This is a genomic window from Methanofollis ethanolicus, from assembly GCF_001571385.1.
GTDB classification, from domain to species: Archaea; Halobacteriota; Methanomicrobia; order Methanomicrobiales; family Methanofollaceae; genus Methanofollis; species Methanofollis ethanolicus.
In genome coordinates this window covers 984,690-1,008,129 of record NZ_BCNW01000001.1, presented here as the reverse complement: position 1 = coordinate 1,008,129, position 23,440 = coordinate 984,690, and the positions used below count along the sequence as shown (strand labels likewise).

Sequence of the window (23,440 nt, the reverse complement as noted above, 5' to 3'; positions counted from 1 at the left end):
GACCATGACAGCAGCAATCGAATTCCAGAACGTGCACTTTGCCTACCCCGACCGCCCCGAGTCCCTGAAAGGGATCGACATCGCCGTCAGCAGAGGGAGCAAGGTCGCCCTTGTCGGTCCGAATGGCGCGGGAAAGACGACCCTTCTCCTGATGTGCAACGGGATGCTCAGGCCGACGAAAGGGAGGGTCCTCGTCGGCGGCAGGCCGGTGGCGTACGACGCCCGCTCCCTCCGCGAGGTACGGAGGTCGGTCGGCCTTGTCTTCCAGAACTCCGACGCCCAGATCTTTGCCCCGACAGTCTGGCAGGATGTCGCCTTCGGGCCGGCGAACCTCGGCATGCCGCAGGAGACGGTGAAAAAAGTCGTCGGCGACGCCCTCCACTATGTCGGCCTCTCCGGCTACGAGAAACGCCCACCTCACCACCTCTCAGGCGGGGAGAAGAAGAGGGTCGCCATTGCGGGGGTGCTCGCGATGGACCCCGAGGTGCTCGTCTTCGACGAACCGACAAGTTCCCTCGACCCCGCGACCTCCGAGGAGGTGATGGACCTCCTCGACGAGATGAACCATGGCGGCCGAACGATCCTCCTCTCGACGCACGACGTCGAACTCGCCTACCGCTGGGCCGACAAGGTCGTGCTCATGGAGGCCGGGGCGGTGCTCAGGATGGGAGCGCCAGAAGAGATCTTCGCCGACAGCACCCACCTCGCCCGGGCGCGCCTCAAACCCCCGACCGTGCTGGACCTCTTCCGGGAACTGAGGGGCCGGCGCGTGCTGGCCGACGCCGCACCGCCGAAGAGCGCACTCGCCTTCACCGACCTCATCGAGTGCCGTCTCCGCGGCGGCGTGAGCCGCGACGGCCACGGCATCATCTATCTCAGGGACGTCGCTGGCCCTGACGGCACCACCGCACTCGCCCATCTCCTCGCGGGGAGCGCACCGGTGTGGGTCGGCGCCATGGGGACGAAGGCAAAGAAGGTGGCGCGGGAGGCGGGGATAGACCTCGACTTCACCTACGGCGTCATCGACAAGTGCCTGTTACGCGCCGTGAACGGCGAAGACTCCCTGATCCTGACCTCGGGCGGCATGGTCGCCCATACTGTCGAGAGGATCGCCGGATACACCCGGACGAGCGGCCGGGAGATCGCGGTCAGGCAGGTCTGAGAGAAGGACAAAGAGCACCGGTTTCGCGGCAGCATTCTCCCTGATAGCAGGCCCCCGCGGGTCACCGCCGGACCAATCCGTCGGAGGGATACGGATCCCGGCACCACAGGAAAAGAACCGGTCGATTGTCCATATCCCTGAGATAATCCCTGCAATTACCCATATTTCCGGAAAGGCCGACGGCAGAAAAGGGAAGATAAGATTAATGGAAAGGCGGTATAATACTGATTACAATGCTTCAAATTCACCGGGAAATATGTGGCTACTGCGGCGCATGTGTTTCGGTCTGCCCTGAAGGGGCTCTCGAACTCGTCGATGCGTACCTGACAGTCGAGAGCGACATCTGCCGCTGCTGCGGCATCTGCACGAAGGCCTGCCCGCTCGGAGCTCTGGAGGTGACCGATGAAGAATGAGTACGACGTTCTTGTCGTCGGCGGCGGACCCGGAGGGGCCCTTGCAGCATGGACCGCTGCCAGATTGGGTCTCTCGGTCTGCCTGATCGAGAAACGGCCGGCGATCGGAGCACCGGTCCGGTGTGCCGAAGGGATCGGCAAAGAACTCCTGAAGAGTTTTATCGAGCCCGACCCCCGCTGGGTCTCCGCCGATATCAAGAGGGCGCGGATCGTCGCCCCTGACGGCACGACCATCGCCCTCGATGAGAACAAGGCCGGCGCAGAGGTCGGCTATGTCCTCGACAGGAAGGTCTTCGACCGCGAACTCGTCTGGCAGGCATCGAAGGCAGGGTCTGATGTCTTTGTGAAGACCCGCGCCGTTGCCCCGATCATGGAAGGGCGCCACGTCCGCGGTGCCGTCGTCGAGTGCTGCGGAAAGAGGCAGGATGTGAGGGCGAAGGTCACCATCGCCGCCGACGGCGTCGAGGCGAAATTCGCACGCTGGTGCGGCATCGACACCACCATCCCGCTGACCGAGATGATGAGCTGCATCCAGTACCTCGTCACCGATATCGATATCGACCCGAACTCGAACGACTTCTACCTCGGCAACGACGTCGCCCCGCAGGGCTACCTGTGGGTCTTCGCCAAGGGCGAGCGGAGCGCCAATATCGGCATCGGCATCCCGGCGTCGAAGAACAAGCCCGATATGCGGGCACGGGACTATCTTGACAGGTTCATGCGCGAGAACTTCCCGAACGGCAAGATCATCGAGTGCATCTTCGGCGGCGACCCGGTATCGAGGCCCCTCCCCTGCACGGTGGCCGACGGCCTGATGATCGTGGGCGATGCTGCACGTGTCGTCGACCCCATCACCGGCGGCGGTATCGGCAACGCCATGATCACCGGCAGGCTTGCCGCGGAGGTGGCGGCGAAGGCAATCGCACAGGGCGACACCTCGAAGGAGGCCCTGATGCCCTACGACGCCGGGTGGCGGCAGGCGAAGATGGGCAAGACCCTCGAGCGGAACTATAAGGTGAAGGAGTACTTCATCACCCTCTCCGACGAGAAGATGAACACCCTTGCCCAATCCATCGAAGGCATCAACTTCAGCGAGATCACGGTAATGGCCCTCCTCACCGAGATCATCAAGAGAAACCCGAAGATGCTCCTCGAACTCAAGGGACTGACACACGCCCTCATCTGAATAAAGGTTAAAAAGAGGCCAGGTCCTGACGGGCCTGCCGCATACTTTTTTTATTCCCCGGCCTTTTTCAGCTGCCTGTTGAGGATGTCGAGACACTCGGACTCGGCTTCCTTCTTGGTAAAGACGGTGATATTGTCGCCCGGCCGGATCTTCACCTGCCCGCTCGGGATGATCAGTTCGCCGCCAGCCCGGCGGATGGCGATGAAGACGAAGTTCTTCACTTCGAGTTCTTTGATCTCGTGGTCGATGATCGGCGCACCGTCCTCGGCGACGATCTCGAAGATTGTCCCGCCAGGGATGGAGGCAAGCTGCTGCATGTTCGGGTTCTCGGCCCAGTAATACAGGCGGTTCGCCACAAGTTCGTCCGGGTTCTCGCTGATCTTCACGCCGACCTCCTTGAAGAGGGCAGAGTGTTCCTTCTGGTTCACGATGGAGACGACGTTCGGGACATTGTAGCGTTTTGCCAGCCAGCAGGTCATCAGGTTGACGGCATCGTCGCTCGTGGTGGCGACAAGGCTCTGCGCCCGGTCGATCCCGGCATCGTCCAGGACAGAACTGTCTGTGGAGTCGCCGGTGATCGCAAGCACATCATAGTGGTCGAGGATATCGTTGCACTTCGACTCGTCCTGGTCGATGACGACGACAGAATCGCCGTGTTCTGCGGATATCGCCGTCAGGTTTCGTCCAATTCCCCCGAGGCCCACGATGATGAGGTACATCTACACCAGTTTGCCGCCCCTGTCTTGAAATATCTTGTGCATCGTACCCTCTTCCCATGATATGCGGCGTCGACGAGGCCGGGAAAGGCGCGGTCCTCGGCCCGATGGTGGTCGGGGCGGTCGGGTGCGAGAGGGAGGCCGACCTGCCGGCAGGGGTGCGGGACTCCAAGGCCCTCACCCCCCGGCAGCGCGAGAGGCTCTATGCCGAGATCACGGGTTCCTTCCCCTGGACAGTGGTCGAGATATCGGCGGCCGAGATCGACCGCCTGCGCCGGGAGATGACCATGAACGCCCTGGTGGCCCGGGGGCATGCCGACGCGATCCGCGCCCTCGCCCCGCTGACCGCCTATGTCGATGCCTGCGATGTGAACGAGGAGCGGTACGGGACGACGGTCGCCGCGCTCCTGGGCGGGGCCTGCACGGTCGTCGCCCGCCACCACGGCGACGCCCTCTTCCCTGTCGTCTCGGCCGCCTCCATCGTCGCAAAGGTGACGCGTGACCACGCGATCGAGGCACTGCACGCCGAAGAGGGGGAGATCGGGAGCGGGTATCCCTCCGACCAGGCGACCATCACGTACCTGAAGGACTACATCTCCGGCCATGGCATGCCCCCCGCCTGTGCCCGGCAGAGCTGGGAGACGGTGGCGCGGCTGATGGACAGGCGGCACCAGGCGACGCTCGGCGATTTCTGATCCTGTCGAAAAAAGCGTTGATATAATACTTTTTGGGCAGGACGACACCGAAATTTCTGTCGATTTATATATTACATTTCGATTGCATCCAGATGGCCGGGATTACCGCACAATATCTGAATAAAACCGCGGAGAGCGACGGTGCCGCCTCCCCGGGCGAGAACCCTTATCTGGATGCGGCAACCACAACTATTCTCAGATGGACTGGGTAACGATCCTCATACTTCTTCTCGGCATCTACATCCTGGCGGCCGCGTACGTGAAGGCGACCGGGAAATTTGCCGACCATATCGGGTTCTATGGTCCGATCATGATGATCAAGACGGAAAACGTCGGGGTCTTCGACTGGTTCAGGCCGTACTCCCGGGTACTCCGCGCCTACGGGACGGTCGGGGTCGTCATGGTGATCATCTCGGCCGTGCTGATGACCCTCATGCTCGTCTTCGCCTTCAACGTCACCCTTGTCACCCAGCCCGAGCCGACCGGGATCTACAAGCCCCAGAATATCCTCCTCCTCCCGGGGATCAACGAGTACGTCCCCTCGACCCTCGCGGTCTGGTTCGCGTTCTTCCTCACCCTCGTGATCCACGAGGCAGGCCACGGCATCCTCTGCAGGATCGAGGACATAAAAGTGAAGAGCGCCGGCCTGCTCTATGCGGTCATCCCGATCGGGGCCTTTGTCGAGCCCGACGAGGAGGACGCGGAGCGTGTCCGCGGCTGGCCGAAGGCCAGGATGCTTGGCGCCGGGATCACGAACAATATTGTCATCGGCGGCATATGTTTCGTGCTCTTCATCCTGGTCGTGGGGATGGCGACGCCCCTCAGTTCCCCGGCGGTCTACGGGGTCTACGAGGGGGGTCCGGCATATGACGCGGGCCTGCCGACGCCGAGCGTCATAACAGAGGTCAACGGCGTCCCGGTCGCGACGCGGGACGAGGTGACGGCGGCCCTCGACACGACGAGTCCCGGCGACCGCCTCAGCCTCACCGTCGAGAAGGACGGTGTCCTGACAGACCGCACCCTCAACCTGACGGCATGGCCCGAGGCGATCACCGCACAGGTCGGGCCGAGAAGTTCGGGCTACATGGGTATCTACTACTACGACGCCGCAAGCGTGCAGGGCATGGTCGGACAGATGTTCTCCCCCATAGGCTGGTTGCGCTTTGTCACCATCCCCTTCGACATGTCTGTCGGCGGCCAGCAGTTGAAGGTGCTCGCCTTCGAGACCCCGGCCGCGGCCTACTACGAGGAGCCCTTCCCCTTCTTCTGGGGAATCGTCCACTTCCTCTTCTGGTCGGCCTGGATCAACATCAATGTCGGGATCTTCAATGCCATCCCGATGGTGCCCCTCGACGGCGGCTACATCCTCAAGGAGGGGGTCGACCGCGTCCTCGAACCGCGGGGATGGGGCCGATACGGGCAGGCGATCGTCACCTTCGTCTCCTGGGTCCTCCTCTCGATGATGCTCGGGCTGATCGCGTTGCCCTATCTCCTCCATATCTGAGGATCTCTTTTTTTACCGAAGGGACATGGCTGTAACCTGATGGACGACGGTTACACCCGCAGCGGTAGGCTCAGCGCAGGCACCGCGGTCGCCCTCGCAGTCGGAAACATGGTAGGAGCAGGAGTTTTCGTGCTCTCCGGCCTCATGATACAGACGGCCGGGCCCTCGGCCATTCTGTCATATCTCTGCGGTATCCTCGTCGCCTTCACCGGTCTGTCCTATGCCGTCCTTGCGAGCATCTGCCCGGGCGACGGTGGCGGATATCTCTATGCCCACCGGATGCTCGGGCCGTATCCCGGTTTTCTTGCCGGGTGGGGGATGTACATCAGCGTCACCATCGCCTCGGCCTTCGTCCTTCTCGGCCTCGGCATCTATGCAAACCGCCTTCTCGGCACTGCCTTCGACCCCAGGACCGCAGCCCTTGCGGGTCTCGCCCTGCTCACTGTCCTCAACCTGAGGAGCACCGCCGAGGCCGGACGGGCCGAGGTGGCCCTCGTCGCAGTGAAGATCGCCATCCTTACCCTGGTGGCGGCCGTTGGGGCGACATATCTCACGCCTGCAGACCTCACACCCTTCTTCCCCCACGGGACCGGTACGATGTTCGACGGTGTTGCGATGGTCTTCTTCGCCTATCTCGGTTTCCAGGTCGCGACGATGATGGGCGGCGAGATCAGGAGTTCGGCGCGGGTCTTCCCCCTCGCCACCCTCGCCTCGATCGGGATCGTCGCCGTGATCTACTGCGGCGTCGAGGTCGCCCTCCTGGCCGCCCATCTTCCGGAGTACGGCGATAGCAGCCTCTTCGATGCCGCGGTCGTCTTCTTCGGCGGATGGGGAGAGACGATCATCGCTCTCGGGGCGATATTTTCCACGCTCTCGGCGGCGAACGCCAACATCATCGGCGGTTCCAGGGCGATCCTCACGATGGCGGCCGAAAAGCAGATCGCCGGACTTTTTGCCGCCCTCAGGGGCGAAAAGCCGGCGAATGCCGTGCTTCTTCGGCAGGCGTCGCGGCAGGACTGATCCTCCTCGGAAACCTCGGGGTGATCGTCGATCTCACCAACACCGTCCCCGATGATCGGACCTACTTCAAGGTTCCGTTCGGCCCTCTCCTCCCCCTGGTCGGCGCGGGTTCCTGCATCCCCATGCTCGTCACCCTTCCCCTGTCGGTCCTGGCGGCCGGGGGCGCGGCCCTCCTTGCCGGGACGCTCTTTTTCGTCATCGAGGACACGCCAGAAGGAGAGCGTGCGGCCGCCGAGATCAGGGAGTTCATCGGGAAGGAGAGGAGATAACGGCGAACCGGAGTCTCGGCCTCGTCCAGGTCGTCGCCATCGGGATCGGCGGGATGGTCGGCGGCGGCATCTTCGCCGTTCTCGGCCTTGCCGCGGACCTCGGGAAGGGAGGGACACCGGTCGCGTTTCTCCTGGCGGGGATCGTCGCTCTCGTCACCTCGTACTCGTACGCCCGTCTCTCGGTGGCGTTCCCGAGTGCGGGCGGAACCACCAGGTTCCTGGACAAAGCCTTCGGAGGAGGTCTACTCTCGGGCGGACTGAACGTCCTGCTCTGGGAGAGTTATATCGTGATGATCGCGCTCTACGCCTACGCCTTCGGGAGTTACGGGGCGTCGTACCTCCCCGCAGCGTGGAGCGCCGCCGGAAAGCACGCGCTGATCATCGCCGTCATCCTCCTCTTTACCGGGGTGAACTACCACGCGCCTGTTGGGCGTGGCTTCCTGCTTCATCCTCCCTCTCCTGAGGCAAGTCCACAGGCTCAACGGTGCGTTCCGCACCTGATACCCCAACAAGATTCTGTTCTTGCAGGGCAAACTTCTTGATATTGATCGCCGCGTTGACATCGCGGTCGTGATGAATACCACAATCAGGACAGATCCACTCCCTGTCAGAGAGGGCAAGATCCTGCTTGAGATGCCCACAGTTACTGCATATCTTTGAGGAGGGATCGAACCGTCCGATCTTCAGGAGAGTCTTCCCGTACTTCCGGCACGTTTACTCCAGCATCGTGAAGAACGCGTACCACGAGACATCTCCAATCCCCTGTTGCCAGAAAGTGCTCCTGGCCGTATTCAGTTACAACAGATATTCCTGACAGGAGTTATAACCGCCGTTCCTTTTTCTGTGTGGGTGGAGAGGGGCAGGCCGACGAAACACCGCACCGAGTCGCAGGCAGAAAATAAACCGCGCTGACAAGGTTCTTTTTTCCACATGATAGCGTTGATCGGCCTCTCCGCCTCCCGCTTGTACGGTGGGCCTGCGCAAAATTATATAACAATATAAGCATATCATTATGCAGTTGCATGGGCGCACGTAACAGATGCGATGCCGACGACAGGCTCTGCAAGATCGTTTCCGAGATGGCAGGAGCTTTCAAGGTCCTCGGCGACCTCACCAGGCTCAAGATCATCTACCTGCTGGCGACGGATACGACGGGAAAACTCGGGGTTTCCGATCTTGCGGAAAGGCTCGGCATCTCCCAGCCGGCCGCCTCCCAGCACCTCAAGACCCTGAAAGGGGTGGGGATTGTCGAGTCCCGGCGGGAGGGACTGTATGTCTACCACACCATCAACCGGGACCGGATGGTGACGCTCAGGGAGTACCTCGATCAGATGTACGCCAGCGTGATGGACACGTGCGACCGGGAGATGGTCCGCAGGACGATACGGAGCACCGCCCTGAACGCCTGCGTCGTCTATTACTCCTATACCGGCGTGACCCGGAACGTCGCCCGCCAGATACAGAGTGCTTGCAGCTGCGATCTCGTGGAGGTGAAGACACAGAAGGACTACTCAACCTTCACCGCATACACGACCGGCGTCCTGCGCTCGCGGAAAGGGGCCTGCGATCCGATCGTTCCCGAAGAGATCGACGTCTCGCCCTACGACCTGCTCATCATCGGCACGCCGGTCTGGGCCTGGAAGCCGGCCCCGCCGATCAATGCCGCCGTAAAGGCGCTTTCAGGCTGCGAGGGGAAGAAGGCCGTGGTCTTCGTCACCTGCTGTGGCCAGCCCGGCGAAGCCCTCCCCCTCCTCAGGAAGGCGCTCGCTTCGCGGGGAGTGGAGGTCGTGACCGAAATCAGCCTCACGCAGGAGGACGTAGAAATCAGAAACGCGGACACCGATCTCATCGGTCGGATCGTCGAAGCGTACCCCCTCCGCGATTCCAGCGAAGAGGCGCAAAACAGAACCGAAAACGGAGACGAAAGACCATGAAAACCGTCATCTACTACTTCACCGGCACCGGCAACTCACTTGCCGCCGCAAGGAAGATCGCCGCAGACCTCGGGGACTGCGAGTTAATCCCCATCGCATCGCTGCAGAACACAGATGGTAACGTCGTCCCTGAGACAGGACGCCTGGGGATCGTCTGCCCGGTCTACGACGGCGGCGTGCCGGTGATGGTGGCGGAGTTTGCCGGGAGGCTCGACCTCTCCCGGACGGACTACGTCTTCGCGGTCGTCACGATGGGCGGCATGGGCATCTCCGCCCTCCACCAGCTGGACGGCATCTTCAGGAGGCGGCAGGACAAAAGGCTCGACGCCGCCTTTGCGGTCAGGATGCCGGGAAATTTCCCGCCGCTGTTCCGCCCGCCCTCGGGGGCGAAGCGCGACGAGATCCTGGCGGCCGCCGACAGACACCTCGGAGAGATCGCGGAGGCGATCGGCCGCGGGCGTGCCGCCCAGCCGGGGTTCGCTCCCATCTCCGCAGTGATGAAGGCCCTGACCTACGGGCCTTTCAGCAGACAGGTGCACGGGGCGGACAGGGACTTCTCCGCATCGGACGCCTGCACCGGCTGCGGAACCTGCGCAAAGGTCTGCCCGGCAGCCAACATCGAGATCGTCGACGGCCGGCCGGCATGGAGCCACCGCTGCGAACTCTGCTGCGCCTGTCTCCACTTCTGCCCGGTCGAGGCGATCCAGTTCCGCATGCTGCTGGGCACGGAAGGGCGGGGGCGGTACCGCCACCCCGACGTGAAGGTCGCGGACATGGAGGCGCAAGCCCGGGCGGTGAACCTGCACGATCGGTGAAACGGGTCTTTCAGCATGATCCGCGGATCGCATCGCCAGCAAATCCCCCTGAATGTCGGGAAAAAGGCGTCGGCGACCGAAGGCGTGAGGGCATGACCGAAGAAGACGGAGGCTACCGCGATCTTTTCGACGGCGTGATCGCATCCACACTCACGCGTGCGCTCGGGATCGCCGCCGCCGACCCCGCGCTCGCCGTCACGGGGGCGAGGATCCTGTACCGCCAGCGGCGGGCCGCATCGATCAGGCAGGAGTATGAGCGGCAGGGCGTCCTCGTCCCACCGGTGATGATGATCTCGCTCACGTCGCGCTGCAACCTCTCCTGCAGGGGCTGCTACATGCGGGCGCAGCAGCGTGAGGCGGCGCCTGAGATGACCGTGGAGCAACTCGGCTCGGTCGTGGCGCAGGCGTCCGACCTGGGCGTCTCGGTGGTCGTCTTCGCCGGCGGCGAGCCTCTCCTTCGGGCCGGGGAGATCCTGAATCTCGCGGAAGAGCACCCCCACCTCCTCTTCGTCGTCTTCACGAACGGCCTCATGATCGATGAAGGGATGGCCGACAGGATCGCGGCCAGGAGGAACCTGGTGCCGATGATCAGCCTTGAAGGGTTCAGGGCCGACACCGACGCCAGACGGGGAGAGGGAGTCTACGACCGCCTGCTCTCAGCCTCGTCGCTGCTGAAGGAGCGGTGGGTCTTCTTCGGCTGCTCGGTCACGGTCACCGGCAAAAACCTCGATCGCGTCACCGACGGCGGCTTCATAGGGCAGATGACGGAGGCGGGTGCCCGGGCTTTCGTCTTTGTCGAGTACGTCCCGATCGAACCCGGCACCGACGGCCTGGTCCTCGACGACGGTCGGCGAGCGTCGCTCAACGCCCGGATCGCCGCTTTCAACCAGGAGTATCCTGCCCTCTTCATCGGTTTTCCCGGCGAAGAAGGAATGTACGGCGGCTGCCTCGCCGCAGGCCGGGGCTTCGTCCACGTCAACGCCTCCGGAGGACTCGAACCATGCCCGGCGGCACCCTTCTCCGATGCGAACCTCACGCAGACGGCCCTGAAAGACGCTCTTCGTTCAGGCCTTCTCGAAGAGATCCGCAGCCACCATGAGCGGCTGACAGAGACACACGGCGGCTGCGCTCTCTGGGCGAACAGGGAGTGGGTGCGGGGCCTGGTCGAGGCAGGGCCGCGCGAAAGGTCGCCGTAGCGCCGCCGCCACTTCTCACTCTTTCATCTTTCCCGCCGTCGGGTCGACCGAATCGACGTTCAGGTAGCCGGTCTTGATGGTGCGGACCCAGAATTCGAGAAATTCGGGCGGGAACACGTCCAGCGCCCGGATGATCTCTGCGGCAAACTCCACGAAACCGAAGGGGTTTGCCGTGATGATGCCGCCGTCGGCGACGCTCGGCACATGAACGTACTGCGCTTCCCCGCGATAGTTGGGAGCGTGCTCCTTCAGCCACCCGGGACCGCAACTGGTGTGGCTGACGGCGTCAAGAAACCCGTGTCGTGCGAGGAAGAGCGCCCCCCCCAGATCGCCGCTACGGGGATTTTTTGCCGTACGCACTCCCGGATCAGAGAGGCCAGTTCGGCAGGGTCGTGGTTTTCGTAGAACGACGACCCGGGCAGGATCACCATCGCCGCATCAGCAAGGTCGACCCCGCCGACATCGACGTCTGGGAGGACCGTGATCCCGCCGAGCGACATGACCGGATCTTTCGAAAGCCCGAAGGTGATCACCCGGTAACTCCTGTTTTTCGGGAATGTTTTGTTCGTATCAGAGATCATGGAGACCGCAAGCGGCGGTTCCCAGTCGGCAAAAGCAGGACATGCGAAGAGATAGACGCTACCTTTCATCCGTGCACTTTACAGAGGATTTGAAGTCCCGGGGGTATAAAATCTCCGGGGAGGGAGCACAGATCCGCCGCCTTCCCTCTACCTTCTGCCGGGGCCATGAAAACCACTGAGGTGGCTTTCAAAGAACCGCTTGTAACTTTGCTTCATGAGCGATTCAACAGAGTCCTTTTTTTCAAAACAGGCAAGGCCCACCCCTTGAGAGGGAATACAAAGATACAAGGGGGAGCCCACCAATCATCTGCATGAGGATCCGGAATGGATGTCGTCGAAGGCTTTTTCTTCCTCGTGATACTCTTCGAGGTCGTCGCCTGCGTCATAGGGCTCGTGCTGCTCGGTTGTGTCCATGCACTTCTCACGCGGACGGGCGATCGCCTTCACCGCCTCGGGATACTCATCCTCCTCGCCGTGCTCGGTTTTGCCCTGCTCATGCAGACCGACGCCCCGACGCTTCTTATCGGGACTCTGGCATTCGGGGTACCCGTGGCGGTGCTCATCCCGCCCTTCGTCGTCTCCGGTCGGTCAGGTGAGACGCCCGGCTTCAGACGCGTTCTCGCCTGCGGCATCCTGGTCTCTGTCGTCGGGATCTTCTTCCCCATTCTCCTCGTCTCTTCCGGCCTCTCGATGGTGCCGGCCATCTACTGGCACACCCCTCTCTCCAACGCTGTGATCTACGCCTGCGTGATGGCAGTGAATGTCGGTCTTGCGGAACTTGCGTATCGGATCCTTGGGTGGAGAGGGGCGTGACGACGAAGGAAGCCCGACCGGCACCAAAAACAGAAATTTTCCCGAACCAAAAAAAGAAGATTATATCGACTCTGTAGAATCGGGCATGAGTCTCGGGGGACTCAAGCATACGCGATGAAAATTGTTTTTTGTGGTCTGCTGGTCAACATGCCTTCCCCCACGCTCGCGCCGGGGGACTACCTCGAAGACCTTCGGTCTTCTCGTTGCCCCCGGACCCCCGCAGTGCGATAGGGCCGGGAAGGCAGAATGCGGACCTCCCATCTCGAAAAGGGGATGCTCGATGAGAGTCAGAGTCTCGTGCAAACCCGGAGAGACGTTCTTCGGGATCATTTTCATGGAGGTCATCCCAAAACGGATCCGAACCTTCATTCACACCGATGAAAGGGCTCACATTCGGTTCTGAAAAACCCTGTTCTAGCGTCTTGTCCGGGGGGTTTCACCCCCCGACCCCCATCATTGCGATAGGGGGTGGATGGCAATCTCCTTCATCAGGATCTCTCTTCCCCGACCCTATCCTGTTTCGGGGGTCCGGGGGCGTCGGTCCCCCGGCAGAGAGGTGGGGGAAGGCGGTGGTTTCGCACGACTCTTCATGGAATTCGGGAAGACATCGACTCGATCGTGATCTATTCTCCCGAGCCCCCATGCAGAGATGGGGGGAGTGAACGAGAGTTTTGGGATATGCTCATGGTAAACCCTCATGGGAAAGTACTTCCTGAAGCGATAGGGAGAAAAATTCTATTCAGATGTGCTTGGTCCGGGGGCTGCCGCCCCCCGATCCCCCTGCCACGAGGATAGGGGGTGGAGGGCAGTCCCCTCTTCAAAATGCAGGTTTCCCCCTTTGAGGTCCAATCCTCGCGCGGGGGTCCGGGGGCAAAAGTCCCCCGGCTAGATCGTGGGGAAGGCAGTGGATCTGTGTACCTCTTCATAGGATCGGGGCTACATCGGCTGAAGTATGAGGGTTTCTACAGAGCCATTATATCGACTCTTTCTTCCCGGTCTTCAGTTCCTCGATCGTCTCGTCGGTGCCCTTGAGGAAGCGTGCGCTCTGCCTGATGAGGCTCGACACCCCGAATAGAACGGTATATCAACAGACACGCACCATGGCAGATCCATGTTGCGGCAGGCGGTCACTTCCACCACTATCCAGTCAGTCGGATACAGTCCCCTCTCAGGCACCCTGGAGATCGAGTTCACAAACGGTTCTCTCTATCAGTTTTCAGACGTCCCTGCGTCGGTCTATCGGGAGTTGATGGCGGCCTCCTCCCATGGGACATACTTCAACGAACACATCAAAGAGTGGTATCACTTCAGGAAGATCCGGTAAGAGGCAGAACATTTTCCTGAACCGGAAAAAAGATATTTTTCGTGCCGAAAAAAAATTACCGGGCCCCGGGGACAGACCCGGTCTTCGGTTCCTCGATCGTCTCACCGCACTCCACCTCTTTTTCGAGTTGCTTGAGAAGACGCCACCTTGCCTCGGCGATCGGCATCGTGGTCTTCGAGACGGCATTCAACCGCCGGATCAGGGCGACGACCCGGAAAGCGTGACCGGAGCAATCCACCTCTTCCACTCGATCGCCGAACTGGAGATCGCGTTCGACCATGCGTTTCTGGACGGGATATTCTTTATTATCGGGACGATCGTGCTGACGGCGATGAGGCTGCGAGAGGAGAAATATGGATAGGTCGCAGGAGTTTCCCTGCATGATAAAAAAACCGGGAGCCCCCGGCACAGGCACTCCAGAACAGAAATTCTCGCGAAAAAAAGAAAATTAGATTGACTCTTTCTTTCCTACCTTCAGTTCCTCGATCGACTCAGCCTCATTTTCCAGTTTCTCTTCGAGGCGTTCGAGGAGTTTTGCAATCTCTTCAGGCTTCGGCACCTCGCCGAGGATCGAGTCGTCGATCTCTCCAGCCTCTGCGGCACCCTCGACATCGGGCATCTCGTCGGTCGCCCCGAGGAAGCGCGCGCTCTGCTTGATCAGACTCGACACCTCGAAGGGGAAGATGATCTTCGTCGCCTGCCCGTCTGCCATCTGCTTCAGGGCGTCGAGGGAGAGGACGGTGATCGTCTTCTTGTCCAGCGGCCGGGAGCCAAGGGAGAGGATGCGCAGCCCCTGGGCCTCACCCTGCGCCTGGAGGATCCTGGAGAGCCGTTCACCCTCGGCACGGAGGACCTTGCTCTGCCGCTCGCCCTCGGCCTGGAGGATCACGGACTGCCTCTCACCCTCGGCGCGGAGAATCGCCGAGCGCTTGTCACCCTCGGCGCGGAGGATCGCCGCGCGCCGTTCCCTCTCCGCGGCAGTCTGCTCGGTCATCGCCTGCTTCACCGCACCGACAGGGTCGACCTCCTTGATCTCCACGCGCTCAACCTTCACACCCCACTGGTCGGTCTCCCTGTCCAGGATGTCACGCAGCTTCGTGTTGATCAGGTCGCGGTTGTAGAGCACCTCGTCAAGCTCCATATCGCCGATGATGCCGCGAAGGCTTGTCTGGGCAAGGGCAACCGTCGCCATCCGGTAGTTCGCGACCTCGAAGAAGGCCTTCTCCGGGTCCACCACACGGGTGTACACGATGGCGTCGACATTGGTCGGGGAGTTGTCCTTGGTGATCACCTCCTGCGACGGGACATCCATCACCTGAGTGCGGAGGTCGATCTTCTGGACAAACGTGATCAGGGGGATGACCCACCGGAAACCCGGGTTCAGCCTTCCAATATACTTTCCAAGCCTGATCTGCAGCCCCTGTTCATAGGGCTGGATGATCACGACCCCCCGCGACATAATATAGATAACCACGAGGATCAGGAAGATCGTGACCAGATTGTTGAGTATTTCTTCAACCACCATTCATTTCACCTCATCGACAACGACATGCACGCCCTCGGAACGGACGACGACGACTCTCGTCCCCACCCTGAGAGGGGCGGAGGCCGAGCTGGCGCTCCACTCGACACCACCGATCCTGACCTTCCCCGCGATGGAGTCAGGGTCCACGTCCCTGACAACATGCCCCTCCTGGCCGACGACGGAGTCGCGGCTGATCGTCGTCGGCTTTTCCTGGGGAGTGATCCGGGAGTAGAGCCAGACCGTGACCGCGGCCGCCGCAAGGGCAGTCACCACCCCGACGACGACGCCGAGGGTCGACCCGAAAACATCGACGCCCAGCACAAAGAGAACACCCAGGATGATCATCACGGTCCCGGGGACGGCGACGAAGAAGCCGGGATTCGTGGCTTCGATAACGAGCAGGAGGGCCCCGAGCACGATCAGAACCCAGCCAAGGGAGATGCCCAGCACAGGATCCATACGAAGAATACGGAGAGGCCGCATATAAACCTGTCTGGAGATATACAGAGTTTTGATCGTGCCGAATGTTCCATTAAAGGCTTTTTTTCTGGCAAAAAATATTCTTCCATGCCAGGTCATCACCTCTTTAATGGACGCCCTCGCCAGAGAGAGGCAGGGACGAGAAAGGCGGGAGAGATCCACCAACAAATAACCACTATTTTCTCACACATTACAAAAATATATGATTATATTATGAATTCAGTATTATTGTTCCCCTGGATCCAGGAAAACAAATAAATATAATAAATAGTATTTGATCATTCGTCGCACCGCCCGTGATCGCCATGCAGGATATACCCCGACAGAAAAGATATGCTCTCGGATGGTACAACGAGGGCATCACACACCTCTCCATGCACGAATACGAGGAAGCGCTCTCTTTTTTCGAGCGTGCACTCAAGGTGGTGCCCGACCACCCTGACTTCCTGATCGGCAAGGGGGAGGTGCTGATGGCGACAGGCCAGTACACCCGGGCATACCAGCACTTCCTTATGGCCGCCACCCGTGAGCCCGGGAACCTGAAGGCCCTTGTTCTCCTGGGGAGTTCACTTCTCAAACTCGACACGCCCGGGCCCGCCGACGAGGCCTTCCTTGCAGCCCTCACCCTCAACAGGTACGACGGCGAGGCCTGGTTCGGCCACGGGGCGGCGCTCTACAACCTCGGCAGGAAAGAAGAGGCCCGGGAGGCCTTCTGGCAGGCCCTGAGAAAAAAGCCGAACCAGCCGGAGTTACTGTATTATCTTGCAAAGACGGCCAGAAACGAGAGGGAAGCACTGGAGTTTCTGACCCGCGGGTGCCGCCTTGACCCGACCAACGTCGACCTCCTCCATGAGATGGCCGAACGTCTCATCGCACTCGGCCATTATGAGGAGGCCGCCGCCTTCTGCACGCGCGCCGGGGCCCGGTGCCCGGGCAATCCACGAACCGAAGATCTCATTAAACGGTGCATGGAAGGAATGATCCGGGAGAAGGACGAGATCAGTCCCTGAGCAGCGCCACCTTCGATCCCTTCGGGACGCCGACCATACCAGCGATCGTCTCGCACTTGACAGCCATCAGGAAGGCGGTCGGCGGGAAATCGTCATATTCGGTGAGAGCTTCGTAGTTTGCCATCCCCTTTGCAATGACAAGGCTGCATCCTTCGAGGGCCATCGCAAGGTCGTCAGGGATGAGAGAGAGGTTCACGCCGAGTTCACGCTCGCCGCGGGTTGTCGTGGTCACGTGGTCGGCAATGGCGTCAAGGCCGAGGGTGAGGGCGTCTTCCATGGTAGCGTCATTGAGAATGGGAGCGCCGCGCACGACGACGGTCACCGTCGCACCCTGTGCCTTCAGGTACCTGAGAAGGAGGCGGTCGAAGACAATCTCCCCGCAATTGTCAGTGAAATAGACGATATCGCGGCAGAGCGGGAGGATCCTGTCGGTGTCGTCGATTGCAAGGCCTTTCGGGAACTCTGTCGCAAAGAACGAGAGAAAGTCTCCGGTCACCTGGTGGGACTGGACACCGTAGTCAAAGGTGTTGCCGAGCACCGCGGCAGTGACATAATCCCTGAAAGTCACGAGGTCGGGCGCGACCATTTCGACGGCAAGGAGGGCGTCCCTGTTGTTCTGCTTCTTAAGGTCCAGGTACGGGTCATCGACACCGATCAGACTATACGCGCACCGGTGGACAGCACCTGCAAGCACCGGCGCCGGCACCGCCGGGTCATCCTGTCCCGCGGCGAGCACTGCCGCCGCCGCACGCCGCACCTCCTCGATCGCTGCGGGATCGTCGAGCACAAGCCCGGCCTCATATCCCACACGGGAGAGAAGACATTCAGTACACCGTGGCTGAAATTTCATAAAAGCACCAAGAATAAGGTGGTGGGGTCACCGCGATTTGAACGCGGGTCAGAAGACCCCCAGTCTCCTAGGATGGCCAGGCTACCCTATGACCCCAACCGACTGTATATGTTGGGACGTCACGCTATATGTACTCTTCCGTCAGGAGCATTCGAATGAGGGCCAGAGGGCGGTGACAGGGACGACTCGCGAGCAGAGGACTGGAGCGGGAGGAGGTGGAGGAGAAGAGGTGTATCGCCGCCCCCGGAGAACGCAGCAGTACGGGGAAGGTAGTGTACGGGCATAATTCACCGGGGCTTTCACCCTAAAACCCCAGACATCAGGAGGATGGGATGGCAATCTCTTCCCGGGATTTCCTGTTCTGTCGTCCCCGCCCTATCGTACATCAGGGGTCTGGGGTCTACGACCGAAGGGAGCATGAGAAGACAGGTAAAAGATTTACCATGAGGTCATCCCAGAACTGATCCGAACCTTCATGCGCGCCGATGAAAGGACTCACATTCGGTTCTGAAAAATCCTGTTCTGGTGTCTTGTCCGGGGGGTTTCACCCCCCGATCCCCCCCTCATTGCGATAGGAGGTGGAGGGCAATCTCCTTCATCAGGACCTCTGGTCTCTCTTCCCCGACCCTATCCTGTTTCGGGGGTCCGGGGGCGTCAGTCCCCCGGCAGAGAGGTAGGGAAGGCGGTGGTTTCGCACGATTCTTCAGGGAATTTGGGAAGATATCGACCCGATCATGATATTATCTCACGATCCCTGCATGCAGAGATGGGGGGAGTGAACGAGAGTTTTGGGACATGCTCCATGAAAACCCCGAGATGGTTTCAAAGAACCGCCTGAAACTTCGTTTCAGGAGCGATTCATTAGAGACTAAAAAAGTAAAATAAATTCAGATCCGTAACTGCTTGAACTTTTCAACATTCTTGGTGAGTGCTTCAAGTTCGGTGTCCGTGATCTTCATCTTGCTACCGATGGCGTCGACTTCTGTCAGCAGCTGCTGAATTCTGACATACATGATATACATGATGAAGAGCTGGATGACAATCACGCAGCCCAGAATAATGAGGAGGATGCCTCCCATGTCGAATGGTTCCATTTTACCGATTCCCCCTGAAGAGTGTTCTTGCAAGACGATCAATGAATCCTTCACGTGTTGCGGCGACATCGTCGTGATACTCGCAACCGGCGATCTCCGCGGCGATCTTCTTGATCGCTCGTGCAGCGCCCGAGGTCGGGTGCTTGATCACCACCGGCATTTTGTACGCCGCCGATTCCCTGACATAGGTGTCTTCGGGGATGACGCCCAGTGAGGTGACACCCAGAGACTTTTCAATCTTGTGCTCGACGAAATCAAGGTTGTCCCTGCCGGCCCTGTTGATGATCGCATGCTGGACATGGCCCCCGACAAGTTCGGTGAGGATCTTGGTCTTCAGCGCGTCGACAATGGAGGAGAGCTCCGGATTGACGACCAGGATCACCTCATCGGCAACTGCAAGCGGGACCACACCGTCTCTGCTGATGCCTGCCGGGGCATCGATCAGCAGGTAATCGCACCGGTCGACAAGGTCATGCATAACTTCCCTCAAACGGTCAGGATTTGCATCCTGAAACCCCTGGAGGGAGATACCGCTCGGGACCACCTTCAGACCGGCAGGGCCGTCATAGATCGCTTCATCAATAGTTGCTTTTCCGGCAAGTACCTCATGGAGGGTCACCGGCACATTCTCCAGGCCAAGCAGGATCCCGATATTCGCCATCCCGACGTCAGCATCAAGAATATAGGTCTCTTTGCCGAGCTGAGCAAGTGCGGTGCCGAGATTGACCGTGAAGGTCGTTTTCCCCGTCCCGCCCTTACCGGATGCTATTGTGTATGCTCGTATCATCTCATTCCTCGTAACCATGCTTCGGTTCGACTCATTCTGTCCGACCTCCACACTATCCTCACAGCCAGTTCCTCAGAACGGACACCGCGTCGCTTTCCATGTCTTTGACCCAGGCATCGGGGATGTTGTGTTCGGTTCTGAGGATGCCGACAAGGTTCGATCCCTTGTGCTGGATACCAAAGAGCATCACCTTCGGATCGTCGGGAAGTTTCCCCTCGGTAAAGAGGTAACTGTACTTTGCCGCATCGGTAGATGCGTCGTCCTCCGAGGAGGCGACCACAAGACCATCGTCGGTGGCGATCGTGAATGCATCCAGATAGTACTTTTCACACATCGCCTGCATGCTCCCCGCAATATCGGTGCGTCCATCAAAGAGGCTGAGAGCAAGGGGAGGCTTTTCCCATTCAACCTCACGAGACCGCTGGATATGCTTGAAGAGCGTGAACATGTCCACCGGCGCCTGTGCTGTCCCGCCGATGATGTTCCGCAGCTGGGCATACTGCTGCCTTTCCTGCGAATCTTTTCGTATCGCCGCCAGCTGGTCCTGAACTCTCACCAGATAGAGGACACAGCCGGCAACACCCAGACCTATCAATGCAAGGAGGACGACGATGATCTGTCCCAGTGCAATGAACGTTGTTCCATCATCCATGTGACTATCACGCTTCCTTTTTCTTCTTTTCATCGACCAGATGCCCGAGCTGGAGGCGGTCCAGTATCGAGACATAACCGGTCTTCAGGTTTGCCGCCATTTGTACGGGATCGATCGCATCAAGGGCGTCGAGGTCTCTCATGACGGCAGCGGTCACCATTGAGGAGTCAGAGTCGGTTCCCTTCAGATCCTCCCGTACCGGTGGTGCCGGGGAGGGGACAGCAGGCCCTGCCGCACCCCCCTTCAAGGGAGGCAGCGGCGACCGGTTCTTCGGGGCAGGTGCCTCCACCCCTTTCTGAGAAAGAGAAGGGCCGTCAGCCATAGAGCGGACCTCTGTCCGGGGCAGACCTTCGACACGGTACCCTCCGTTGAACTCGAGAGAGAGGGCGATCTGCTGGAGAGTGAGGGTATAGAGACCGACATCACCCGGCCCACCCGATGCCTTCGCTTTTTCCAGAGCGGCAGCGCCGCGCTCCCTGCCATACGCGGCAAGAATACAGGACCCCCCGGAAAAAACAAGGGTAAAGCCGACCGAAGCCAGCGTAAAGAGACCATAGCCAGTGAATGCGCGCTCATTCAGGTTTTCAAGCATCCCTGCAATCGTCACATCCTTTTTTACCTCGCAAAGTTCCCCCCTGGGAACGACGAGGCGCTCTTTCCCGGGAGAGGCCGGCGCGACCTGCTGTGTCTTCACGGCGCCCCGTGCCGCCGGCGCCCCCCCACTCCGTACAGGGGGTTCGCCAATACTGACCCGGGCATTTCTGTTGAATTCGTCTGCCAGCCGAAGCTGCTGGCGTGTGAGAAGATAAAGCCCGATCTCTGCCGTCTCCTCCCCCATTGACTGGACTGCCTGCAAGGCTGCGGCGCCAAGCAGGCCCTGGTACTCTGCGAGTATGCAGGCACCTTCGGAGAAGACAAGTGAGATCAGGCCGCCTCCGTGGCTCACCATCGCATATCCGCTGAATGATGTATCCCGGATCTCTGCAAGAACAGCAGATATGGCGGTATCTCGTCTGATTGTAGAGAAGGTACCTCTCGGAATATCCATTAATATGGTGTAGTGTTTAGGAATATTATAACCCTATGTTAATGGTGAGAAATAGAAAAGATAATATTACATCACAAGACAGCATCAAGATCGCCATTAAAATATATCGATATCTCCTGCAGGAGATGTCACACCCGATTCTGAAAAACCGGCACAAACGGCGAATTTTAACAGACCGCACATGCACCGAACAGAACATTCGTCCCGGACAGATGCACGAGAAAAAAAATCAAAATGTTCGGAACCCGTCGACAAGAACCCCATAACATGCCCATATTGGTGAGATTACCAGATATCAGGCGCAAGAGAAACCAAAATATGATATATAAGATGAAGTAAGATACACGGTGGGCATGACAGAACATCAGGGATTAAAAGAGAGAATAAATTCGTTCATCAGGGAGATCATGGAGGTCAGGGGCGTTTCAGCCTGCGTGCTCGCCTCCCGCGACGGGATCCTGATGGGCAAATCGTTCGCAGCAGGGGTATCCGTACCTTCTTTCGCTGCCATGAGCGCGACCATGCTGGCAGCGGCCGAGGCCGCGGCGAGCATATCACATATCCAGCCACCAGGGAAGGTACTGGTCACCTCAGACGACGCCTCGATGCTTGTCATGGGTGCCGGAGACCGGACGCTCCTTGCGGTCGTCCTCGATCCCACGGCAGACACAGAGGCAGCCTACAAGTTATTCACCAAGATCGCGGCTGAGATCGCGGAGGTACTATAATGTACACGGTTCTGGTGGTGGACGACAGCCCATTCATCGTGGATGTCTTCGTCACCATGCTGGAGAGGGGAGGGTACCAGTCAATCGCGGCATACGGCGGCGAGGAGGCCCTTGAGATCCTCACTACCGTCACACCCGACCTCATCCTTCTCGACATCATGATGGAGCCGATGGACGGCTGGGAGACTCTCGAAAATATCAAGATCAACCCGAAGACGCGCGACATCCCGGTATTGATGCTGACAGCAAAACAACTCACGCCAGATGAAGCAGAAGGGTACGGCTCATATATCGAAGACTACATCTTAAAGCCCATCACCCATCGGGAACTCTATGACGCGATCGAGCGCGTGCTCAAGCGCCGTGAGATGATCAGGGACGATGTCGAAAGGGCGAAGGAGGTCGGACTCGACCAGCGCCTTGTCGACGAATACGCGCGGCTCGCAAAAGGGGTCGACGTGAACAACCGCCTCCTCCGCATCCTTGAGACGACCTACAATATCAATGACAGCAAGGCGAGCGAGAAAGTCTCCCTTGCGATCAAGACCATGGAAAACAGCATCAGGTTCCAGCAGGAACGCCTTGCCCAGATCAAGGAAGAGATCGACACCCTTCAGCAGAAAAAATAAATCCGTTTCTTCGATGCCCGGTCCACCAGGGGCATTACTCCTCTTTTCCAATCAGGACCACCGCAAGGGTGAGCACCGCAATGACCGCCACCGTCCCTGCCACGTCGACGATGTCGGTCGGCTCCAGGCCGTAGACGAGCACCTTCCGCACCATAGCGGTGAGGCCCGCAATAAGGATCGGGCGCACCTGCAGACGGTTGGTCCGGAAATACGCGGTCACAGTCTCCAGGATCTCGATGATGATGATGGTGACCAGGAGGGCGTGGAGTACCGTGAGGATGCTGTCGGTCATCGGCACATCGGCCCTCAGGATATCCATGAACTGGAGCGCCACATCATAGAACGATACCACCGCAAGGAGGGCGAGCACGATGGCAATGAAGAGATATATTACATGGTTGACCCGCATGATGGCAGCGATCGCCCACTGCATCTGCGGATTATCATCCTGAGGGAGAGCCATCACACATTCGTCTGAATCGGAGCAGTTAAATCTTATCATAACGCATAGGGATGCATCCCAGACAATCTTCAGCGACCGGACGGTCCCGAGGGAGCGAAAATTATATTAACTCTAACATCATTGTAATAATGCCGTCTGCGTACGGGGCCCATAGCTCAGTTAGGTAGAGCGTCTGGCTTTTAACCAGATGGTCGGGGGTTCAAATCCCTCTAGGCCCGCTGCCATGGCGCAGTCTGTGGTTTTTATGTGGTGATACATCTGAATTTAACTCTTTCTTGTCCGGGGGATTGAAGATGAGCACCAGATTTAATGTTTTAGATCATGAAATGGTGCCGGATCATCAGAAGATGACCGATAGCGAGATTGCAGAGCTCCTTTCCCGTTATCAGATCGCACTCGACCAGCTTCCGCGTATCTACAGCGATGACCCGGCCGTCAAGGCCACCGGGGCAAAGATCGGGGATGTCATCAAGATTGTCCGGAAGAGCCAGACGGCTGGCCTCGCCGACTCGTATCGTTCTGTAGTAAAGAGGCCAAAGAAGTAAC

30 protein-coding genes, 2 tRNA genes and 1 pseudogene are annotated in these 23,440 nt (G+C 59.5%); 19 read left to right on the top strand and 14 right to left on the bottom strand.

Annotation, left to right across the window (positions count from 1 at the left end; genetic code table 11):
- Positions 1-4 precede the first annotated feature (4 nt).
- The 3 genes from MEFOE_RS05025 (at position 5) to MEFOE_RS05020 (ending at position 2,761) form a co-directional block, all read left to right on the top strand.
- Positions 5-1,162, top strand: a complete 1,158-nt coding sequence (locus tag MEFOE_RS05025; protein WP_067049185.1) for an energy-coupling factor ABC transporter ATP-binding protein — start codon at positions 5-7, stop codon at positions 1,160-1,162.
- 233 nt (positions 1,163-1,395) lie between these two features.
- The gene (locus MEFOE_RS13310; RefSeq protein WP_083523344.1) at positions 1,396-1,575 is read left to right on the top strand and encodes a 4Fe-4S binding protein; all 180 of its coding nucleotides are present in this window, start codon (positions 1,396-1,398) and stop codon (positions 1,573-1,575) included.
- The gene (locus tag MEFOE_RS05020) at positions 1,565-2,761 is read left to right on the top strand and encodes an NAD(P)/FAD-dependent oxidoreductase (RefSeq protein WP_067049182.1); all 1,197 of its coding nucleotides are present in this window, start codon (positions 1,565-1,567) and stop codon (positions 2,759-2,761) included. Before MEFOE_RS13310 ends, MEFOE_RS05020 begins: the two co-directional genes overlap by 11 nt.
- A gap of 50 nt (positions 2,762-2,811) precedes the next feature.
- On the opposite strand, the gene MEFOE_RS05015 is transcribed toward MEFOE_RS05020, so the two are convergent.
- On the bottom strand, positions 2,812-3,480 hold the full coding sequence (locus MEFOE_RS05015) for a potassium channel family protein (protein WP_067049180.1): 669 nt from the start codon (positions 3,478-3,480) through the stop codon (positions 2,812-2,814).
- Between the two features lie 56 nt (positions 3,481-3,536).
- Between MEFOE_RS05015 and rnhB the strand changes: the two genes are divergently transcribed.
- From rnhB to MEFOE_RS13660, 5 genes are all read left to right on the top strand, one after another.
- Positions 3,537-4,172, top strand: coding sequence for a ribonuclease HII (gene rnhB / locus MEFOE_RS05010; RefSeq protein WP_067049177.1), 636 nt, complete (start codon positions 3,537-3,539; stop codon positions 4,170-4,172).
- A 199-nt stretch (positions 4,173-4,371) separates the two neighbouring features.
- Entirely contained in the window at positions 4,372-5,676 is a 1,305-nt protein-coding gene (locus MEFOE_RS05005; protein ID WP_067049174.1) for a site-2 protease family protein, read from the top strand.
- 39 nt (positions 5,677-5,715) lie between these two features.
- Complete coding sequence (locus tag MEFOE_RS05000; RefSeq protein ID WP_067049170.1) at positions 5,716-6,696, top strand: APC family permease; 981 nt, start codon at positions 5,716-5,718, stop codon at positions 6,694-6,696.
- Between the two features lie 20 nt (positions 6,697-6,716).
- A complete protein-coding gene (locus tag MEFOE_RS04995) occupies positions 6,717-6,965 on the top strand; it encodes a hypothetical protein (RefSeq protein ID WP_067049167.1) in 249 nt (82 codons plus the stop codon).
- Positions 6,962-7,507: an amino acid permease gene (locus MEFOE_RS13660; protein WP_449405463.1), complete on the top strand. Its 546-nt coding sequence runs from the start codon at positions 6,962-6,964 to the stop codon at positions 7,505-7,507. Before MEFOE_RS04995 ends, MEFOE_RS13660 begins: the two co-directional genes overlap by 4 nt.
- Before the next feature lie 10 nt (positions 7,508-7,517).
- On the opposite strand, the pseudogene MEFOE_RS14780 reads toward MEFOE_RS13660, so the two are convergent.
- A pseudogene (locus MEFOE_RS14780) lies at positions 7,518-7,664 on the bottom strand (zinc ribbon domain-containing protein); the annotation flags it as partial.
- Between the two features lie 323 nt (positions 7,665-7,987).
- On the opposite strand from MEFOE_RS14780, the gene MEFOE_RS04985 reads away from it, so the two are divergent.
- The 3 genes from MEFOE_RS04985 to MEFOE_RS04975 all read left to right on the top strand — a co-directional run bounded on the left by MEFOE_RS04985 (position 7,988) and on the right by MEFOE_RS04975 (position 10,910).
- Positions 7,988-8,899 (top strand): metalloregulator ArsR/SmtB family transcription factor, encoded by a 912-nt coding sequence (locus MEFOE_RS04985; RefSeq protein WP_067049161.1) that lies wholly within the window; start codon positions 7,988-7,990, stop codon positions 8,897-8,899.
- Positions 8,896-9,714, top strand: a complete 819-nt coding sequence (locus MEFOE_RS04980; RefSeq protein ID WP_067049158.1) for an EFR1 family ferrodoxin — start codon at positions 8,896-8,898, stop codon at positions 9,712-9,714. The genes MEFOE_RS04985 and MEFOE_RS04980 overlap by 4 nt, the downstream gene beginning before the upstream one ends.
- Before the next feature lie 92 nt (positions 9,715-9,806).
- Positions 9,807-10,910 carry a radical SAM protein gene (locus MEFOE_RS04975; protein WP_067052997.1) on the top strand — a complete coding sequence of 368 codons (1,104 nt, stop codon included), beginning with the start codon at positions 9,807-9,809 and terminating at the stop codon, positions 10,908-10,910.
- A gap of 15 nt (positions 10,911-10,925) precedes the next feature.
- On the opposite strand, the gene MEFOE_RS14385 is transcribed toward MEFOE_RS04975, so the two are convergent.
- A complete protein-coding gene (locus MEFOE_RS14385) occupies positions 10,926-11,114 on the bottom strand; it encodes a hypothetical protein (protein ID WP_235809564.1) in 189 nt (62 codons plus the stop codon).
- A gap of 44 nt (positions 11,115-11,158) precedes the next feature.
- Positions 11,159-11,560 (bottom strand): DJ-1/PfpI family protein, encoded by a 402-nt coding sequence (locus tag MEFOE_RS14380; protein WP_235809563.1) that lies wholly within the window; start codon positions 11,558-11,560, stop codon positions 11,159-11,161.
- A gap of 255 nt (positions 11,561-11,815) precedes the next feature.
- Between MEFOE_RS14380 and MEFOE_RS04965 the strand changes: the two genes are divergently transcribed.
- Entirely contained in the window at positions 11,816-12,304 is a 489-nt protein-coding gene (locus MEFOE_RS04965) for a hypothetical protein (protein WP_067049155.1), read from the top strand.
- A 1,111-nt stretch (positions 12,305-13,415) separates the two neighbouring features.
- Positions 13,416-13,628 carry a KTSC domain-containing protein gene (locus tag MEFOE_RS04955; protein WP_067049149.1) on the top strand — a complete coding sequence of 71 codons (213 nt, stop codon included), beginning with the start codon at positions 13,416-13,418 and terminating at the stop codon, positions 13,626-13,628.
- A gap of 55 nt (positions 13,629-13,683) precedes the next feature.
- Here the strand turns inward: MEFOE_RS04955 and MEFOE_RS04950 are convergent, their stop codons facing one another.
- Positions 13,684-13,866, bottom strand: a complete 183-nt coding sequence (locus MEFOE_RS04950; RefSeq protein WP_153015873.1) for a hypothetical protein — start codon at positions 13,864-13,866, stop codon at positions 13,684-13,686.
- Here MEFOE_RS04950 and MEFOE_RS14375 point away from each other — a divergent pair.
- Positions 13,849-13,989, top strand: a complete 141-nt coding sequence (locus MEFOE_RS14375; protein ID WP_235809562.1) for a hypothetical protein — start codon at positions 13,849-13,851, stop codon at positions 13,987-13,989. The two genes, MEFOE_RS04950 and MEFOE_RS14375, sit on opposite strands and share 18 nt — an antisense overlap.
- An 87-nt stretch (positions 13,990-14,076) precedes the next feature.
- Here MEFOE_RS14375 and MEFOE_RS04945 read toward each other — a convergent pair whose 3' ends face one another.
- Together MEFOE_RS04945 and MEFOE_RS04940 are read right to left on the bottom strand one after the other, a co-directional pair.
- Positions 14,077-15,153, bottom strand: coding sequence for an SPFH domain-containing protein (locus MEFOE_RS04945; RefSeq protein ID WP_067049143.1), 1,077 nt, complete (start codon positions 15,151-15,153; stop codon positions 14,077-14,079).
- Positions 15,154-15,612, bottom strand: a complete 459-nt coding sequence (locus tag MEFOE_RS04940) for an NfeD family protein (RefSeq protein ID WP_067049140.1) — start codon at positions 15,610-15,612, stop codon at positions 15,154-15,156.
- Between the two features lie 326 nt (positions 15,613-15,938).
- Here MEFOE_RS04940 and MEFOE_RS04935 point away from each other — a divergent pair, with 326 nt between their 5' ends.
- Positions 15,939-16,643 (top strand): tetratricopeptide repeat protein, encoded by a 705-nt coding sequence (locus tag MEFOE_RS04935; protein ID WP_153015872.1) that lies wholly within the window; start codon positions 15,939-15,941, stop codon positions 16,641-16,643.
- Here the strand turns inward: MEFOE_RS04935 and MEFOE_RS04930 are convergent.
- The 6 genes from MEFOE_RS04930 to MEFOE_RS04905 all read right to left on the bottom strand — a co-directional run bounded on the left by MEFOE_RS04930 (position 16,633) and on the right by MEFOE_RS04905 (position 20,975).
- Positions 16,633-17,493 (bottom strand): damage-control phosphatase ARMT1 family protein, encoded by an 861-nt coding sequence (locus MEFOE_RS04930; protein WP_067049134.1) that lies wholly within the window; start codon positions 17,491-17,493, stop codon positions 16,633-16,635. The genes MEFOE_RS04935 and MEFOE_RS04930 overlap by 11 nt on opposite strands.
- Positions 17,494-17,512: 19 nt before the next feature.
- Positions 17,513-17,589, bottom strand: a tRNA-Pro gene (locus tag MEFOE_RS04925).
- Between the two features lie 791 nt (positions 17,590-18,380).
- Complete coding sequence (locus MEFOE_RS04920) at positions 18,381-18,587, bottom strand: hypothetical protein (RefSeq protein ID WP_067049131.1); 207 nt, start codon at positions 18,585-18,587, stop codon at positions 18,381-18,383.
- A 1-nt stretch (position 18,588) separates the two neighbouring features.
- Positions 18,589-19,374 (bottom strand): cell division ATPase MinD, encoded by a 786-nt coding sequence (gene minD / locus MEFOE_RS04915; protein WP_067052994.1) that lies wholly within the window; start codon positions 19,372-19,374, stop codon positions 18,589-18,591.
- Between the two features lie 58 nt (positions 19,375-19,432).
- Positions 19,433-20,026 (bottom strand): hypothetical protein, encoded by a 594-nt coding sequence (locus MEFOE_RS04910; RefSeq protein ID WP_067049128.1) that lies wholly within the window; start codon positions 20,024-20,026, stop codon positions 19,433-19,435.
- Between the two features lie 7 nt (positions 20,027-20,033).
- A complete protein-coding gene (locus MEFOE_RS04905; RefSeq protein WP_067049125.1) occupies positions 20,034-20,975 on the bottom strand; it encodes a hypothetical protein in 942 nt (313 codons plus the stop codon).
- A 452-nt stretch (positions 20,976-21,427) separates the two neighbouring features.
- On the opposite strand from MEFOE_RS04905, the gene MEFOE_RS04900 reads away from it, so the two are divergent.
- Both MEFOE_RS04900 and MEFOE_RS04895 read left to right on the top strand, forming a co-directional pair.
- On the top strand, positions 21,428-21,802 hold the full coding sequence (locus MEFOE_RS04900; protein ID WP_067049122.1) for a roadblock/LC7 domain-containing protein: 375 nt from the start codon (positions 21,428-21,430) through the stop codon (positions 21,800-21,802).
- Complete coding sequence (locus tag MEFOE_RS04895; RefSeq protein ID WP_067049119.1) at positions 21,802-22,431, top strand: response regulator; 630 nt, start codon at positions 21,802-21,804, stop codon at positions 22,429-22,431. The genes MEFOE_RS04900 and MEFOE_RS04895 overlap by 1 nt, the downstream gene beginning before the upstream one ends.
- Positions 22,432-22,465: 34 nt before the next feature.
- Here the strand turns inward: MEFOE_RS04895 and MEFOE_RS04890 are convergent, their stop codons facing one another.
- Complete coding sequence (locus MEFOE_RS04890; protein ID WP_067049116.1) at positions 22,466-22,894, bottom strand: phosphate-starvation-inducible PsiE family protein; 429 nt, start codon at positions 22,892-22,894, stop codon at positions 22,466-22,468.
- A 144-nt stretch (positions 22,895-23,038) separates the two neighbouring features.
- Here MEFOE_RS04890 and MEFOE_RS04885 point away from each other — a divergent pair.
- Together MEFOE_RS04885 and MEFOE_RS04880 are read left to right on the top strand one after the other, a co-directional pair.
- Positions 23,039-23,112 (top strand) — tRNA-Lys (locus MEFOE_RS04885).
- A gap of 75 nt (positions 23,113-23,187) precedes the next feature.
- Positions 23,188-23,439 carry a DNA-directed RNA polymerase subunit H gene (locus tag MEFOE_RS04880; protein ID WP_067049113.1) on the top strand — a complete coding sequence of 84 codons (252 nt, stop codon included), beginning with the start codon at positions 23,188-23,190 and terminating at the stop codon, positions 23,437-23,439.
- The last annotated feature ends 1 nt before the right edge of the window (position 23,440 follow it).